Here is a 16,870-nt window from a genome sequence, read left to right on the forward strand (position 1 = left end):
AGCATGACACCGGAGACCTAAAAAATGCTCACCGAATTTGAAACCCAACTGCTCGGCTTGATGATGATGGTCATCATGCTCGGCATGGGCGCCTCGCTCACCCACCGCGACTTCCTGATCGCCTTTCGCCGCCCCAAGGGGGTGCTGGTCGGCCTCGTGTGCCAGTACGGCATCATGCCTTTTCTGGGTTTTGCGCTGGCCATCGTGCTCAATTTTCCGCCCGCGCTCGCCGTCGGCCTGATCCTGATGGGCTGCATGCCGGGTGGCACCACCTCCAATATTTTTGCTTACTTCAGCAAGGGCGTGCTGGCGCTGTCGATCATGATGACCAGCGTCTCGACGCTGGTGGCGCTGGTGGCGGTACCGGCGCTGCTGGCCTTCTACACCGGCGTGGCCGGCATCGGCAGCGAGTTTGCGGTGCCCGCCAGCAACGTGGCTCAGGTGCTGGTGGTGTTGCTGGTACCCACCCTGATCGGCATGGTCACGCGCAAGCTCAACCCCAATATTGGGGCCACGATGGAACTCATCGGCAGCTTCATGGGCATTTTTGTGATTCTGTTCCTGATCGTCACTTGGGTGCCGCGCAACCACATGCTGCTGGAAGCCACCCCGGTGTCGGTCTACTTTGCGGTCATCGGTCTGGGGCTGATCGGCATGGCGCTGGGCTTCTTGCTGGCGCGCCTGCTGCGCCAGGACCGCAACCGCAGCCGCACCATCGCGCTCGAAACCGGCATTCAAAACGGGCCGCTGGCGGTGCTGATCGTGACCCTGACCTTTACCGGTGCCATGCAGCAAGATGTGTTGCTGATCCCGGTGCTGTATTCGCTCTTCATCGTGATCTCCAGCACCTTCGTCACGCTGTACTTCCGCCGTCTGGCCGACCGCGAGGCGCTGGCGCGCGACCAAGCCAAAACCGGCAGCGTGCTGCAAGCCTCGCGCTAAACTGTGGCGGATGAACGCCGCCCGCGCCGCCGCCCCAACCCGATCGCCGTGGCACTTGCACTGGCTGTTGCTGGCGCTCGCCGTGGCGCTGGCCACTGCAACGCTGCCCGCCCACGCCCTGTCCAGCCCGCTGCAGGGCCGCGTGGTTGCGGTGGCCGACGGCGACTCCGTGACCGTGCTCGACGCGCAGCAAGGGCGGCACCGGGTGCGGCTGCTGGGCATCGACGCGCCCGAGCAAGCGCAACCCTGGGGCGCAGAATCGGGCATCTACCTCCGAGCCAAAGTCTTGCAACAAGAGGTGCAGGTCGTCTTTGCCAAAACCGATCGACACGGACGCCTAATCGGCACCTTGCTTTTGCAGGGGCAAGATGTGAACCTGCAAATGCTGCGTGCTGGGTTGGCCTGGCATTACAAAGCGTATGCCATTGAGCAAGGATGGCTGGAGCGATGGCGCTATGCCCGTGCCGAACGCCAGGCACAGCGCACCCAGCGCGGGCTGTGGGCCGACCCCGCCCCGACACCTCCATGGGAGTTTCGCCCACAGCAACGCGTCAAGCGCTAAGCCTTTGCACCACGCCCCTACAGCCGCGCCAGCAGCTTGGATGGGTTGACACGCACCCGCACCTCGTCGGCAGCCACGCCGGCCTTGATCTGAAACGCAGGCTCCGAGGTGTCGCGCAAGGCCGGCTCTCCCATAGGCAGGCCTTGGCGCCCCACCAAGGCAAAGGCCAGCGGCGCGTTGGCGCGGCGACCGCGGCGCACCACCACCGCCAACTCCCCATTCTCCAACTGCACGTAGCTACCCGGTATATGCACTCCCACCGTTTTGATGAAAGCCGCCCCCAGCGGCGCCGCCTGCCCGTCTTGGGTCAGGTAAGCGTCGCGAGCGGCCACGTGCGCCGGCTGGCTGCGGCGACTGGCGCGCGGGCTGATGCGCGCCACAAACACGTCCGCCAAGGCCAACAAATGCGCCGCCAGATCAGTGGGGGCGCAACCAGTCAGGTCGGGCAAGGGGGTCCGGGGCTGTTGGTGGTGGTGGCGCACCAAGTCCAACCACACTCCGTCTCCCACACCCAGCGCCTGCAAAATGCGCACCCCGTCGAGCGGATGGCGGTTGACACGCGCGCGCAGGGCTTCATCCAAAGGCTCCAGACGCAGCGCGAGCTCGTCTTGCAGCTTGCTCATGCCTATGTTCATGGTCAGCGCAGCGTGCATCAGGCTGCGCTGCAGCGGCTCATGGCCTGCCAGCAAGGGGGTGCCGACCAGCCGGCACAACACGGCGCTCAACAGGGCATGGCTGGCGCTGTAGCCCTGCGCACGGTCGAGCAACAACTGCACCAGAACGAACAGGCTGTCATCGACGCGGGCGCGCAAAACCTCGTCGATGCGGCTCTCAAGCTGCTGCAAGCGGCGTTCAAAATCCTGCGCCTGTTCGCCTTGGACGAGCAACAGCGACAAACGGGTGTGCAGATCGGTCCAACGCTCCAGCGCCGACAGCTCTTGCTCGTTGCGCGTGGGCTGCACGCCCATGGGCCGCGCCACCCCGGCAATCGCCTCCAGCCGCTCGTTGCCGCGCAGCTTTTTATCGATGGCCGCGGTGTAGCGAAAAGTCCACTGCCGATACTCCTCCTCGTCTACCATCGGCCCATGGGTCTTGAGCAAATCGCGGTGCGCTTCGTTGCGTATGATTTCGCCTCGGCGCAACAGAAGCACACCGTGCGGGTCCACCACGTTGACGGGCAACGGGGCATTGAGCTCGACTTGTTCGATCGGGAACGGGACCTTCATTTCGCTATGCTACCAGTCAGGCGGGCGCACCAGAGTCAGCGGCCCAGCCAACACCCCAAAATGCAGGCTGTGCTAGCTTTGGTGATAATCACCAAACAACCCTCCAATTTTCAGGCTGAGGGACTTCATCTATGACCGACACCAGCCATCCTACTATCCCAGCGTCTGAACTGCGGGTGGGGCTTTATGTGCATTTGGACTTGGCTTGGATAGATCACCCGTTTGCCAGCAGCAGCTTCAAAATCGGCACGCAGCAGCAGATCGACACCATCCACTCCCTAGGCTTGCAGCGCCTGCGCTACAGCCCCGAGCGCAGCGACCCCCCTGCAAGCGCCGCAACCGCAGTCCACGAAGCCGTATCGCGTGCTGCGCCTTCGCAAGCAGATGCCGCTGCCGCACCAACCCCAGTCCCTGAAGCGCTCCCCGCATCTGCAGCCACACCATCTGCCACCCAATGGGCGCAAACGCAGCGCCTCGCCCAACTCCAGTGCGAGCGCCAGTATGCCGAGAGCAGCCGTGCGGTCAAAGCCCTGTTCGAGCAAGTGCAAGCAGCCCCGCAACAAGCCGGGCAGGCCAGTGCCGCGCTCGTGCAAAGCATGGTGTCGCAACTGACCCAGAACGCCGAATCGGCGCTGCGCCTGCTGGCCGATGGCGCGTGCGACCGCTCGTCTCAGCACGCCATCAACGTGGCCGTGCTGAGCGTGCTGCTGGGCCAAGCCATGGGACATGGTGCCGAGGACCTGCAAGCGCTGGCCTTGGCCGCCCTGTGGCACGACGTGGGCAAGCTCGAGTTGCCGCAGCGGGTGCGGCTGCGCGACGACACCTTCGGCCCCAGTCACCTCAAGCTCTACCAAGAGCACGTGATGCACAGTGTGGTCTGGGGCAAGCGCCTCGGGCTGCCCGCGCCCGCCTTGCTGGGCATCGCGCAACATCACGAACTGGCCGACGGGAGCGGCTTTCCGCGCGGTCTGGCGGCCGACAAAATCGCCCCGATTTCGCACATCTTGGCGCTGGTCAACCGCTACGACGGCTTGTGCAACCCAGCCAACCCGATCAAGGCCCTGACGCCGCACGAAGCGCTGGCCCAGATTTTCGCCAGTCTGAAAGCGCGCTTCGAAGCCCGCACCCTGAGCGCCTTCATCCGCATGATGGGCATCTACCCGCCCGGCTCGGTGGTGCAACTCAGCGACGGGCGCTACGCGCTGGTGATGTCGGTCAACGCGGCGCGGCCGCTCAAGCCCCGGCTTCGGGTTTACGATGCGCAGCCCGGCGCCGACGAACCGGCATGGCTCGACTTGCAACAAGAACCCCATTTGAATATCCAACGCAGCCTGCGCCCCGACCAACTGCCGCGCCCGGCGCTGAACCAACTCTCGCCCCGCCCTCGGGTTTGCTACTACTTTGAGCGCGCGGTCGATCTGCATCCGCCAGACGGAGCGGGCGCATGAACCACATCCAATGGGAGCCCCTGCTCGAACGCCTGCTGGAAGCGGTCTGGCTGGTCGATCCGAACACGCTGCGCATCGTGGCGGCCAACCCGTGCGCCGCCGACTTGCTGCAACTCCCGCTGCACCGCTTGCGCGGCAGCCTGGCCAGCGACCATTCGGCCAGCCCGCAAGATCTCCATTTCTGGTCCACCTTGGCGCAGGACGGGCTGGGCAGCCTGCAGTCCGAGGCCCTGTTGCGCCGCGCCGACGGCCAGACGGTGCGGGTGTTGCGGCGCATCTCGGTTTTGCCCAACGCCGAGGGGCCGCCGCTGCACCTGGTGGCCATGCAAGACCAAACGCAGCAGCACCAAACCGAGCAGCAACTCGAGCACCTGCTGGCCGAGCTGCGCGCCACGCTGGAGTCGACCGCCGACGGCATTTTGGTGTGCGACCTCGACGGCCGCATCCGCGCCTTCAACCGGCTCTTTGCCCAACTCTGGGATCTGCCCGCCACCTTGCTCAGCCAGCAAGACGACGAGGCCATTCACACCTGGATGGTCGGCCGCGTGACCGATGCCGACAGCTACGGCCTGCGACTAGGCCAGATTCAGCGTCTGCCGCTGCTCGAATGCACCGACGTGCTGGTGCTGCAGAGTGGGCGCGTGCTGGAACGCATTGCCCGACCCCAGTACGCGCGCGGACGCCCGATCGGGCGCGTCTTCGCCTATCGCGACGTCACCGAGCGCACCGCCATCGAAGCCAAACTTCGGCTGGCCTCCAAGGTGTTCGAGTCCAGCCTGGATGCGATCTTCATCACCGACCCGCAACACTGGGTGCTGGTCTGCAATCCGGCGGCTGAGCGGCTCACTGGCCACACGCACGCTGCGCTGGCCCAATGCGATGCCACCGGGCTGTTTTTTTCCCCCACCCGCCCCGATTGGTCTAAGGATCTGTTGCACCAATTGCAGCAACAGGGCTACTGGGAGGGCGAGCTCTGGTACCGGCGCCCCGACCAGTCGGCACTGGCGCTGCTGGTGTCGTGGGTGGTGCTGCGCGACGGGGCCGGGCAGCCGCTCAATACGGTGTTGTTTGCCAAAGATTTGTCGGAAAAACTGGCGGCGCAGCAACGCATCGAGCAGCTCGCCTACACCGACCCCCTGACCGGCCTGCCCAACCGCCTGACCCTAACCGAACGCGTCGGACACGCGATACGGGTGGCACAGCGCAGCGGCACCGGCTTTGCCGTGATGTTCCTCGATCTGGACCGCTTCAAGCACATCAACGATTCGCTCGGACACCTGTTTGGCGACAAGGTGCTGATCGAGATCGCCTCCCGACTCCAGACCTGCCTGCGCCAGACCGACACCTTGTGTCGCTTGGGCGGCGACGAGTTTGTCATTCACCTGCACGAAGCCGACGCGGCCGGGGCCGAAATCACCGCCCGGCGCCTGATCGAGGCCGTGGTGCAGCCGGTGGAAATTGAGGGCCTGTACTTCAACCTCTCGTGCAGCCTCGGCATTGCGCTGTACCCAGACGACGGCGCATCGCTGGACGAACTGATCCGCCTGTCTGACACCGCGATGTACGAAGTGAAGGAGCGCGGCAAGGGCCACTACCGCTTCTACCGGCCCGAAATGAACGCCAACTTGCTGGCGCGCATCCAACTCGACCACGCCCTGCGCGAGGGCCTGCGCGCCCAGCAATTCGTGCTGCACTACCAGCCGCGCATCGATCTGCGCAGCGGCCAGTTGCGCTCCTGCGAGGCGCTGCTGCGCTGGCAACACCCCGAACGGGGCTTGGTGCTGCCAAGCGAGTTCATCGGTGTGGCCGAAGAAACCGGCTTCATCGTCACGCTGGGCGACTGGGTGCTCGATAGCGCGGTGCAGCAGGCCGCGGCTTGGCTGCATGCGGGCACACCCTGCCCGGTGGCGGTCAATGTGTCGGCGCTGCAGTTTCACCAAACCGACTGGGTGGCGCGCGTGGCGCGGGCCTTGAACGCGCACGCGCTGCCAGCCGAGCTGCTGGAGCTTGAGTTGACCGAATCGATCCTGATTCGGGACGCCGACGAAGCGCTGGAGCGCCTGCTGGCCTTGCGCGACTTGGGCGTGCGGCTGTCGCTGGACGACTTTGGCACCGGCTACTCCAGCCTCACCTATCTGAAACGCTTTCCGCTGCAGCAACTCAAGATCGACCGCTGCTTCATCGCCACCATGCACACCGACCCCGTCGATGCCGCGATCGTGGCGGCCATCATCCAGATGGGCCAGGCGCTGCAAATGGAGGTGGTGGCCGAAGGGGTAGAGCTGGCCGAGCAACACGCCCGTCTGCTGGCCTTGGGTTGCGACCAGTTCCAAGGGTTCTTATGCTCGCCGGCTGTGCCGCCCGAACCATTCGGCCAGTTCTTGCGGCAAGCCCGATAAGCAAGCCCGATAATTGCGCCCCATGCACATTCACATCTTAGGCATTTGCGGCACTTTCATGGGCGGCTTGGCCGCCTTGGCGCGCGCGGCCGGGCACCGCGTCACCGGCTGCGACGCCGGCGTCTATCCACCCATGAGCGAGCAGTTGCAGGCGCTGGGCATCGAGCTGATCGAGGGCTTTGGGGCCGAGCAGATGGCGCTCAAGCCCGATTGCTACGTGGTCGGCAACGTGGTGTCGCGCGCCTTGGGGCCCGACGGCACGCCCAAATTCCCGCTCATGGAAGCGGTGCTCGACGCGGGCGCACGCTACAGCAGCGGCCCGCAGTGGCTGAGCGAGCACATTTTGCACGGCCGCCACGTGCTGGCGGTGGCGGGCACGCACGGCAAAACCAGCACCAGCGCCATGCTGGCCTGGATTTTGGAGCAGGCCGGGCAGCAGCCGGGCTTTTTGATCGGCGGCGTGCCGCAAAACTTTGGCGTCTCGGCGCGCCTGGGCGCTGCGGCGGCCCCATTTGTGATCGAGGCCGACGAATACGACACCGCCTTTTTTGACAAACGCAGCAAGTTCGTGCACTACCGGCCGCGCACCGCCGTGCTCAACAACCTCGAGTTCGACCACGCCGACATCTTCGACGACCTGGCCGCCATCGAGCGCCAGTTCCACCACCTGCTGCGCACCGTGCCCGCCAGCGGCCGCGTGATTTTTAACGGCCTCGAAGAAAGCCTGGCGCGCGTGCTCAACCTGGGCTGCTGGAGCGAGCAGCGCAGCTTTGGCAGCGCCGTGAGCGACTTTTGCGCCGAAGGCGAGGCCGACGATTTTGTGCTGTGCCAGCGCGGTCAAGCTGCCGGGCGGGTGCGCTGGGGCTTGAGTGGGTTGCACAACCAGCTCAACGCCTTGGCCGCTGCTGCTGCCGCCGAGCACGTGGGGGTGTCGGTGGCGCGGTCAGCCTCGGCGCTGGGCCGCTTTGAGGGCGTGAAACGCCGGCTCGAGGTGCGTGGGCAGGTGCGCGTGCCTGTAGGCGGGCCGGCTTCTGGCGCGGGAGCGCCTGCCGACGAGGCGGCCACCACCATCACGGTCTATGACGACTTTGCGCACCACCCCAGCGCCATGCGCACCACGATCGACGGGTTGCGGCGCCAGCTCGACCGCCACGGTAGCAGTGGGCAGCGCATCTTGGCGCTGTTTGAGCCGCGTTCCAACACCATGAAGCTGGGCACCATGAAGGCGCAACTGCCTTGGAGCTTGGAGCAGGCCGACCTGGCTTTTTGCCACAGCGGTGGCTTGGGCTGGGACGCCGCCGCCGCCTTGGCCCCCATGGGCGCACGGGCGCAGGTGGCAGCCGATATCGACACCCTGGTGCAGCAGGCCGTGGCCGCCGCAGAACCGGGCGACCACCTCTTGTGCATGAGCAACGGCGGCTTCGGTGGCGTGCACCCCAAGCTGCTGGCGGCGTTGCAGCAGCGCTTCGGCGCGCCGCCCGACGCTTAAGCCCTAAGGGCGCGGCCCCCCCGGTGATCGCACCAAACGCGGCCAAGGCGCTTTTAGTAGCTCACCGTCATCGAGGGCACGTCGATGTGCAGCACCGGCTTGGCTAGGCTGGCGCTGGCGGCTTGGGCAAAAGCCAGCGCCCAAGGGCGGTGTGCGGGTTCGGCAAAATGCGGCTCGCCGGCGGTGCGCGCAATCACCGCCACCTTGTCGGCCGTCAGCACCTTGCCGCTCAGGCGCAGCGGCTCGCAATCGAGCTCGATGAACTGCTGATCCAGCCAACTGCGCGCCACATCGCTCGGCATGGGTTGCATTTCTTCTAGGTCGAAGGCGTACTCTCGGGCTTCGCCCCAGCTGACGATGACTTGGCTGCGCATGAAATCGGCTCCTGCAAAAAAAGGGGTGGAGGTGGCCGCACCCAGCGCACGGCCACCTGCCCCCATTGTGTCAGAACGACTGCGTCAAACCCAGCACCAAACGGCCTGTGCCAGCCGGTCCGGCGCGGTTGGTGTCGGCACCGGACCAGATCGCCGAGGTGCTCAAGCCTTCGGTGAGGGCGTAGGTGAGGCCGAGCCGATAGTCGGTGGCACCGCTGTTGAAGTTGGAGGTGTTGCGAAAGCCGACCCCGGCTTCGAGTGTGAGGCGCTCGGTCAGGGGCTGCTCGATCAAAAAACTCAGGCGCGCGTGCTCGTCGATCGCGCCGCTGGTGCCCCAGCTCAGCTTGGTCGTCAGAACGCCATAGCTCAGGCTGCCATAGACCTCGCTGCCGTTCCAACTGCCTTGGCTGGGATAGAGGTACTTGATGTAGCCCACGTCGAAGCCCAAGCCATTGGCAAACTCGCCGCTGTAGCCACCGTAGAGGTTGATTTCTAGGTTGGCCTCGCCAAAACGGCCAGTGGAGTTCCAGTTGCCAATGTAAAAACCGTTGCCAAAGTCGTAATCGACCCCGCCTTGCAGCGCCGGCCGTAAGTCGCGCTCGCGCTCGAGCTGGCGCGAGTCTTGGTCGATGCCGTTGTATTTGTAGAGCGAGACCACGCCGAGGTTGAAGGAGAGCTGGGCCTGCGCCACAACGGGCAACGCCAAGGCTGCTGCGGCAGCCAAGCAAGACAGGGCAAAGGGGAAAGTGCGCATGGAAGGCTCCTTGTGAAAATGCGGGGAAACGCCATCCAATTAAAGCAAAAACAATGCCAAGCTCCCATAGCCCTTCGCATACCGTGCAGCGGCTGTGGTGTGCTTGCCAGCGCTCAAAAACTTGCCAACGCCAGCAACACCCCGATCAACCCAGTGCCCGCCAGCGCGTACACCGGCCAGCGCGGCATGGCCCCGCCGTTGGCCATGGCACGGCCAAACATGAAGAAAACGAAGGGATGCACCAAAAAGGGCATGGAGAAGATGAGCGCGATCAGCCCAGCCGCCTCGGCGCCAAACATGCCGTCTTGGGTGGCGGCAAAGAGACCAAAATGCGACAGCGAGGCCGCCTTGGCCAGCGCCGCATGCTCCAGCGGCAGGGCAAAGAGCGCCAGCAGCAGCAGGCCGCCGAACATGGCGGTGAGCTGCCAGCCGAGCGAGAACTGCATCAGGCCCTTGACCTCTTGCGCTTCGGCCCCAGCGGCGCGGCCCAGGGTGCGCAGCGCCAGCACCGTGAGCAACACCCCGCCCAGCAGCACCGCCAGCGCCGCCCCCCACAGCAACTGCCCCTGCTCCATGCTGATGGCCAGAATGGAGAAAACGAAGATATGGCCGATGAAGGGCACGTTGATCATGATCGGGGCGCGCTGCGCTGCCATGGGCCCGAGGTCGCCCGCGGTGCAGGCCCCGGTGAGGCCAGCGTGCGAGAGCGCACCCGCCATACCCGGTGCCAGGTTGCGCACCTGATTGGTGCGCCCAAACCACATCAAGAGCGCGATGCCGCCAAACATCCACAGCATCTGGCCAAAGAAGCCGTAAGCCAGCACGGCGTCCATGCCCTCGATGGCAAAGGCGTCGGCAATGCGCGAGCCGCCGATCACAAAGTTGGCCGCCAGCACCACCGGAATGCCGGCAAACAGCAGCGCGCGCAGCGTGGGGCCAAACTGCCAGCGCCAAGCCAGCGCACCCAGCCCGCAAGCCAGCAGCATGGCAAAAAAGATGGTGGGCAGCGCAATCAGCGGCCGCAGCGTTTGCGCCAGCAGCCCCGCCAGCAGCAGCAGCAGCGCCAGCACCCCGATCTCGGCCAAGCCCCGGCCCAGGTACTCGCGCTTGTTGCGCAGCGTGGCTTTGTGGTCGATCAGGATGAAAGCCAGCAGCACGCCGATGTAGGCGATCAGCGGGTAATAAGCCACCAGCGGGCCGCTGTCGGCCCCCATGAACACGCGCCGTGCGGCCTCGATGCCCAGCAACAAAAACACCGCGCGCAGCACGAACATGAGCTGGGTGCGGTTGGTGCCCAGCAGCGTTTCCTCGGTGCAGGGCTGCATGGAATCGTCGGGTGGCACCTGCAGCGCACCAAAGAGGCGCCGCAACTGCTGCCCACCGGCAAAAAAGGCTGCCGCGAGCACCACCACCGTGGTGCCGCTGAGCAGCGAGAGCAGCGTAAAGCCGGGCAGCCCCGGCTGCGCGGCCCCGGTGGCCACCAGCACATGGCCCAGCGCCAGCCCAAAAATGACAATGATCAGAATCGGCGAATAGCAACTGCCCGCCACCACGGTGCGCGCGATTAGCACCATGGGGATGACCAGAAACAGCGTCAGCCAAAGCTGGTTGAAAAGGTCGAAATGCGGGGCGGCGTGCAGAAGCGGTTCCATGCGGGCATGGTAGCAGGCCGGCGCAACATCCAGATGTCGCCGCCGCTCTAGGCGCTGCCCAGATCAGGACACGATATAGGCCGCCGCCCCGGTGGCCAGCAGCTTGCCGTCGGCGGCGTGAAAGCCCATGCGGGTGGAGGCCACGCGCGAGCCCAGCCGCAGCACCTCGGCGCGCAGCTCGAAGCGCTCGCCGACGCCGGGGCGCAGGTAGTCGATGCGCAAATCGATGGTGCCCAGCTTGCCAAAGCGGTGCAGGCGCGCCAGCGGCGGCTCGTCGAGGTGGCGCGCGCCGATGGCGGCCATCACCGCCAGCCCGCCCATGGCGTCCAGACCGGCGCTGATGACGCCGCCGTGGATGCGGTTGTGGGCATAGTGCCCGATCAGGTCTGGGCGCATGGTGATCTGCGCCGTCACCTGGTCGGGCGTTATGCTGGTGATCTGCAAACCCAACAAGGCATTGAACAGGATGCGGCGCTCGAAAATCTCGCGCACGCCCTCAATGAATTCGGGCTCGAAGGCGTGCGGTGGCGGCGCTGCGCTGGCTGGGCTTTTGCTCATGGTTTGGGGCCGGCTCAGATGCGCGAAAAATCGGGCTGGCGCTTTTGCAAAAAGGCGCTGAAGGCCTCTTTGGCGGCCGGCTCGCGCAGCATGCGGCCAAACACCGCCGCCTCTTGCATGATGGTCTGCTGCACCAGCGCCTGCTGGCCCTGCTTCATCAGGCGCTTGGTTTCGAGCAGCGAGGTTTGCGGCTTGGCGGCGAGCTTGCGCGCCACGCTCTGGGCGTAGCCGTTGACCTCGGTCGGGGGCAGCACCTTGTTGAGCAGCCCGGCTTCGAGCGCGGCTTCGGCGTAGAAGGGCTCGCCGAGCAGCAGCGCTTCGGCGGCGCGCTGGTGCCCCATGAGCTGCGCCAGCAGCAGGCTGGAAGCCCCTTCGGCGCACAGCCCGAGGTTGACGAAGGGCATCGAGAAGGCCGCGTTGTCGCCCGCATAGACCAGATCGCAGTGCAGCAGCATCGTGGTGCCTATGCCCACCGCCGGGCCGCAGACGGCCGCCAGCAAGGGCTTGGGAAAGGTGGCCAAGGCGCTGAGGAAGCGCAGCACCGGCGAATCGGCGCCCATGGGGGGCGATTGCAGGAAGTCGTTGAGGTCGTTGCCGGCGCAAAACACCGCCACGTCGCCTTGCAGCAGCAGCACGCGCACGCTGGCATCTTTTGCCGCCTGCTCCAGCCCTTCGGCCAGGCTGGTGTACATGGCGCCGGTGAGCGCGTTTTTGCGCGCCACGCGGTTGATGGTCAGGGTTTGCACCCCGGCTTCGAGGTGGCTCAGAATGTCGGACATGGAACGGTCTCCTTAGAATGAAAATTAATCTTGGCCCAGCGTCACAGGCCGCTGCAACAGCTCGGCCAGGCTTTGCTGCAGCAGCGGCCACAGCCCGACTTCGTGCTCGGCCTTGAAGGGCCCAAAATGCCCGATGCGCCGCGCATCCACGTCGGCCGGAACGATGCGGCGCACCTCACGCGGGGCGTTTTCGTACCAGCCGAGCAGGCTGCGCGTGCCTTGTAGGGTCATCATCTCGTCGTCGCTGATGGAGAGCGCCAGCACCGGAAAACGCACACCGGCGTAGCGCTGGCGCGCCGCCTCGCCCTCGACCCCGACGCCGTAGCGCGGGTGCAGGCACCAGCGCCGCCACTGCAGCATGGCCGCGGCGGGGATGTTGCCGACCATGCGCAGGCTGCGCCCGGGGAAGTATCCGCACAGGCGCGTGGCCAGCGGCACCACGAAAAACCAGAAGTAGGGCACCACGAAGCGCAGCCGTGGCGTGTTTTCGCGCCAGTAGCCGCTGCCCGCGGCCACACAGAGCAGGCCACTGACCTTGTCGGCGTTGGCCAGCAGCCCCGGCAGTTGCGCGCCCAGGCTGTGGCCGAGCAGCAGCAGCGGCAGCTTGGGGCGCTCGGCGTGGGCCAAGTCGATCACGGCTTCGTAGTCGCGCACCCAGTCGTGCAGGTCGGCCTGGAAGCCGCGCAAGCGCGCCCCGGCGGGCAGAGAGTCGCCCATGCCCCGGTAGTCGAAGGTGAACACGCGCCAGCCCTGCGCCGCCAGCCATTGGGCAAAGGGGGCGTAGAAATCTTGGCGCACGCCCATGGCTGCGGCGATGACGACGCTGGCTCGGGCCTGTCCCTTGGATTCGAACACCCGAACCCCGAGCTTGTGGCCGTCGTCGGCCTTGATTTGCTGCGTTCTCACCTGGCTGGCACCTCGCGGGAATAAAAAACAGGCCGCCTGCTACAAAGGCGAGGCGGCCCGGTGCCCTATCTTAAACTCGCTCAAAAATGCCGGCGGCGCCTTGCCCCATGCCCACGCACATGGTCACCATGCCGTAGCGCAACTGGTGCCGCTGCAAGGCGTGCACCACGGTGGCGGCGCGGATGGCGCCGGTGGCGCCCAGCGGGTGCCCGAGCGCAATCGCCCCGCCATTGGGGTTGACGCGCGCCGGGTCCAGCCCGAGCGTGTTGAGCACCGCCAGCGCCTGCGCGGCAAAGGCTTCGTTGAGCTCGATCCAGCCCAGGTCGTGCTGGCCGATGCCGGCGGCCTTGAGCGCGGCCGGAATGGCCTCGATTGGGCCGATGCCCATCAGGTGCGGCGGCACGCCACGCGAGGCGTAGCCGACGAAGCGCGCCAGCGGCTTGAGGCCAAAGCGCTGCACCGCGGCACCACTGGCCAGCACCAGGGCACCGGCGCCGTCGGAGGTCTGCGAGCTGTTGCCCGCCGTGACCGAACCGAGCCCGGTCGGGGTGCCGTCGGCACGGCGCGGCACCGCAAACGGCGGCTTGAGCTTGGCCAGCCCTTCGAGCGAGGTGTCGGGGCGGGCGCCTTCGTCCAGGCTCACCACGCGCTGCTTTTGCCGCACCTGGCCGCTGGCGAGGTCGAGCGTGCGCTCGGTCACCGTAACCGGGGTGATTTCGGCGCTGAACTCACCCGCCGCCTGCGCCGCCAGCGCGCGCTGGTGCGATTGCAGGGCAAAAGCGTCTTGGGCGGCGCGGCTCACCTTCCACTGCTGCGCCACTTTCTCGGCCGTCAGGCCCATGCCGTAGGCGATGCCGTAGTCTTCGACGCGCTCGGTGTTGTGAAAGGCGGCGGGCGAGAGGCTGGGCGCATTGCCCATCATGGGCACCATGCTCATGCTCTCGACCCCGGCGGCGATCATGACTTCGGACTCGCCCACGCGGATGCGGTCGGCCGCCATTTGCACCGCGCTCAAGCCCGAGGCGCAAAAGCGGTTCACGGTGATGCCGCCCACGCTGTTGGGCAGGCCGGCCAGCACGGCGCCGATGCGCGCCACGTTCAGGCCCTGCTGCGCTTCGGGGATGGCGCAACCGCAGATCACGTCTTCGATGGCGGCCGGGTCCAAGTTGGGCAGCTCGGCCAGCACGGCGCGCAGCACGTGCGCCAGCAGGTCGTCGGGGCGGGTGTGCTTGAAAAAGCCACGGTGCGATTTGCCAATCGGCGTGCGCTTGGCGGCGACGATGTAGGCGTCTTGTAGGGGTTTCATCGGGGAGGGCTCCGGGTTTTTTAGTTACGCAGCGGTTTGCCGGTTTGCAGCATGCCCATGATGCGCGCCTGCGTTTTGGGGTGTTCGATCAGGCTGCAAAATGCCTGGCGCTCCAGTTGCATCAGGTATTCTTCGTTGACCAGCGTACCGGCCTCGACCTCGCCGCCGCACAGCACGTTGGCGATCAGGCTGGCGATGTGGAAATCGTGCTGGCTGATGAAGCCGCCGTCGCGCATATTGATGAGCGAGCCCAGAATGGTCGCCTTGGCCGAGCGCCCCGCCACCGGGAACAGGCTCTTGTGCGGCGGCCGGTAGCCGGCGCGTTGCAGCGCCTGCGCCTGGACTATGGCCACGTAGAGCAGCTCGTCTTTGTGTGCCACGATGGTGTCGCTGGGCAGCAGGTAGCCGAGCTTGCGGCTTTCCAGCGCACTGGTGCCCACGCTGGCCATGGCCGCGGCCTTGAAGCCTTCGCCTAGGAAGGGCAGCAGATCGGTGCCGGTGCTGGCGCGCGCGTTTTCGGCGGCGCGCCGGGCAATGTAGGTCAGGCCACCGGCGCCGGGGATCAGGCCCACGCCCACTTCCACCAGCCCGATGTAGCTCTCCAGGTGCACCACCCGGTGCGCGCAGTGAACCAGCAGCTCGCAGCCGCCGCCCAGCGCCATGCCGCGCACGGCGGCCACCACCGGCACCTGGGCGTAGCGCAGCTTGAGCATGACGCGCTGCAGCTCGGCTTCCACGTCGTCGATCGCCGACACGCCTGCGGCCAAGAAGGCCGGCATCACGGCTTGCAGGTCGGCCCCGACGCTGAACGGCTCGTCGCCCGACCACAGCACCAGACCCTGGTACTCGCTCTCGGCCAGATCGACGGCGCGGCTCAAGCCCTCGGTGACACCGGGGCCGATGGCGTGCATCTTGCTCTTGATGCTGGCGATCAGCACCCCGGCCTGCTCGGGCTGCTCCAGCGTCCAGAGCCGGATGTCGGCGTCTTCAAACACGGTGCAGCCGGCGCTCTCGAAGCGCGTGGCGCCTTCGCCGAGCAGGGTTTCGCGGAAAATCTGGCGCTCGTACACCGGCAATTCGCGCCGGGGCTGGAAGCGGCCCTCGGCCGGGTTCCACGAGCCCTCGGGCTGGTGCACCCCGCCGCGCTCGGCCACCGGGCCGTGAAACACCCAGTCGGGCAGCGGCGTGCGGCACAGGGCGTGGCCGGCGTCGATGTCGGCTTGCACCATCTGCGCCACTTCGAGCCAGCCGGCCTCTTGCCAGAGCTCGAACGGGCCTTGCTGCATGCCAAAGCCCCAGCGCATGGCTTGGTCCACGTCGCGGGCGCAGTCGGCAATCGTGGCCAGGTGCAGCGCGGCGTAGTGAAAGGCGTTGCGCAAAATGGCCCACAAAAAGCGCCCTTGCGGCCCTTCGGCGTTGCGCAGCAGCTTGAGGCGCTCGGGCGCGGGCTTTTTCAGCATCCGGCCATAGACTTCGTCGGCCTTCTGGCCCTTGCCGTCGGCGCAGGGCACGTAGTCGCGGCTGGCGAGCTCGAAGCGGTGAATATCGCGTCCGACCTTTTTGAAGAACCCGGCCTTGCTCTTTTGCCCCAGGTGCCCCAGCTCCAGCAGCGCCTTGAGCACCTCGGGCGTCTGGAAGCTGGCGTAGAAGGGGTCGGTCGCGGGGCTGAGCGTGTCTTGCAGCGTCTTGATGACGTGCGCCATGGTGTCCAGCCCCACCACGTCGGCGGTGCGGAAGGTGCCGCTGCTGGCGCGCCCCAGGCGCTTGCCGGTCAGGTCATCGACCACATCAAAGCTCAGGCCATAGCGCTCGGCCTCTTGCATGGTCGAGAGCATGCCCGCGATGCCGATGCGGTTGGCAATGAAGTTGGGCGTGTCTTTGGCGCGCACCACGCTCTTGCCCAGCACGCGGGTGACGAAGGTTTCGAGCTGGTCCAGCACCTGCGGGCCAGTGGCCGGGGTGGCGATCAGCTCGACCAGCGGCATGTAGCGCGGCGGGTTGAAGAAGTGGATGCCGCAAAAGCGCGCCCGCAACTGCGCCGGCAGCGCATCCGAGAGCGCGACTATCGACAGGCCCGAGGTGTTGGAGGCCAGCAGCGCGCCTTCGGCCACAAAGGGCGCGATCTTGGCGTAGAGCTCGCGCTTCCAGTCCATGCGCTCGGCAATGGCCTCGATGATCAGGTCGCAGCCGCGCAGGCGCTCGAGGTGCTGGGCGTAGTTGGCGGGCTCGATCAAATCGGCCTCGTCGGTCAGGCCCAGCGGGGCCGGCTTGAGCTTTTTGAGGTTGGCGATGGCGCGCTGGGCGATGCCGCTTTGGTCGGGTGCGCCGGGTTTGTCTTCCGGCAGATCGAACAAAATAACGGGCACTTTGCAGTTGACTAGGTGCGCCGCGATCTGCGCCCCCATCACCCCGGCGCCGAGCACGGCGACTTGTTTGACTTGAAATCGGCTCACGGATGTTCCTTGCTTGAATGCG

General features: G+C 66.3%; 14 protein-coding genes. 5 read left to right on the plus strand and 9 right to left on the minus strand.

Translation table 11 applies throughout. The features are described from left to right. Positions 1-24 precede the first annotated feature (24 nt). Both SRAA_RS09455 and SRAA_RS09460 read left to right on the plus strand, forming a co-directional pair. On the plus strand, positions 25-942 hold the full coding sequence (locus tag SRAA_RS09455) for a bile acid:sodium symporter family protein (protein WP_045532347.1): 918 nt from the start codon (positions 25-27) through the stop codon (positions 940-942). 10 nt (positions 943-952) lie between these two features. Next, positions 953-1,504, plus strand: a complete 552-nt coding sequence (locus SRAA_RS09460; protein WP_082040010.1) for a thermonuclease family protein — start codon at positions 953-955, stop codon at positions 1,502-1,504. Between the two features lie 17 nt (positions 1,505-1,521). Here the strand turns inward: SRAA_RS09460 and SRAA_RS09465 are convergent, their stop codons facing one another. Then, entirely contained in the window at positions 1,522-2,730 is a 1,209-nt protein-coding gene (locus tag SRAA_RS09465) for an HD-GYP domain-containing protein (RefSeq protein ID WP_052467547.1), read from the minus strand. A 131-nt stretch (positions 2,731-2,861) separates the two neighbouring features. Here SRAA_RS09465 and SRAA_RS09470 point away from each other — a divergent pair, with 131 nt between their 5' ends. The 3 genes from SRAA_RS09470 to mpl are packed head-to-tail and all read left to right on the plus strand — an operon-like array spanning position 2,862 to position 8,066. After that, the gene (locus tag SRAA_RS09470; protein WP_045532348.1) at positions 2,862-4,178 is read left to right on the plus strand and encodes a cyclic di-GMP phosphodiesterase; all 1,317 of its coding nucleotides are present in this window, start codon (positions 2,862-2,864) and stop codon (positions 4,176-4,178) included. Further along, a complete protein-coding gene (locus tag SRAA_RS09475) occupies positions 4,175-6,577 on the plus strand; it encodes a sensor domain-containing protein (RefSeq protein WP_045532349.1) in 2,403 nt (800 codons plus the stop codon). The genes SRAA_RS09470 and SRAA_RS09475 overlap by 4 nt, the downstream gene beginning before the upstream one ends. Before the next feature lie 22 nt (positions 6,578-6,599). Then, positions 6,600-8,066, plus strand: a complete 1,467-nt coding sequence (mpl, locus tag SRAA_RS09480; protein WP_045532350.1) for a UDP-N-acetylmuramate:L-alanyl-gamma-D-glutamyl-meso-diaminopimelate ligase — start codon at positions 6,600-6,602, stop codon at positions 8,064-8,066. A gap of 53 nt (positions 8,067-8,119) precedes the next feature. Here mpl and SRAA_RS09485 read toward each other — a convergent pair whose 3' ends face one another. The 8 genes from SRAA_RS09485 to SRAA_RS09520 form a co-directional block, all read right to left on the minus strand. After that, complete coding sequence (locus SRAA_RS09485) at positions 8,120-8,440, minus strand: hypothetical protein (protein WP_045533655.1); 321 nt, start codon at positions 8,438-8,440, stop codon at positions 8,120-8,122. A 70-nt stretch (positions 8,441-8,510) separates the two neighbouring features. Then, positions 8,511-9,194, minus strand: a complete 684-nt coding sequence (locus tag SRAA_RS12075) for a TorF family putative porin (protein ID WP_052467549.1) — start codon at positions 9,192-9,194, stop codon at positions 8,511-8,513. 113 nt (positions 9,195-9,307) lie between these two features. Continuing rightward, positions 9,308-10,846 carry a hypothetical protein gene (locus SRAA_RS09495; protein ID WP_045532351.1) on the minus strand — a complete coding sequence of 513 codons (1,539 nt, stop codon included), beginning with the start codon at positions 10,844-10,846 and terminating at the stop codon, positions 9,308-9,310. A gap of 63 nt (positions 10,847-10,909) precedes the next feature. Further along, positions 10,910-11,404: a thioesterase family protein gene (locus tag SRAA_RS09500; protein WP_045532352.1), complete on the minus strand. Its 495-nt coding sequence runs from the start codon at positions 11,402-11,404 to the stop codon at positions 10,910-10,912. A gap of 14 nt (positions 11,405-11,418) precedes the next feature. Further along, entirely contained in the window at positions 11,419-12,183 is a 765-nt protein-coding gene (locus tag SRAA_RS09505; RefSeq protein ID WP_045532353.1) for an enoyl-CoA hydratase, read from the minus strand. A gap of 24 nt (positions 12,184-12,207) precedes the next feature. Then, positions 12,208-13,089 (minus strand): alpha/beta hydrolase family protein, encoded by an 882-nt coding sequence (locus tag SRAA_RS09510; protein ID WP_045532354.1) that lies wholly within the window; start codon positions 13,087-13,089, stop codon positions 12,208-12,210. A gap of 70 nt (positions 13,090-13,159) precedes the next feature. Continuing rightward, positions 13,160-14,395, minus strand: coding sequence for an acetyl-CoA C-acyltransferase (locus tag SRAA_RS09515; RefSeq protein ID WP_045532355.1), 1,236 nt, complete (start codon positions 14,393-14,395; stop codon positions 13,160-13,162). Between the two features lie 20 nt (positions 14,396-14,415). After that, positions 14,416-16,848: a 3-hydroxyacyl-CoA dehydrogenase/enoyl-CoA hydratase family protein gene (locus tag SRAA_RS09520; protein ID WP_045532356.1), complete on the minus strand. Its 2,433-nt coding sequence runs from the start codon at positions 16,846-16,848 to the stop codon at positions 14,416-14,418. Positions 16,849-16,870: the final 22 nt, after the last annotated feature.

The sequence above is a fragment of the Serpentinimonas raichei genome (assembly GCF_000828895.1).
Taxonomy (GTDB): Bacteria; Pseudomonadota; Gammaproteobacteria; order Burkholderiales; family Burkholderiaceae_C; genus Serpentinimonas; species Serpentinimonas raichei.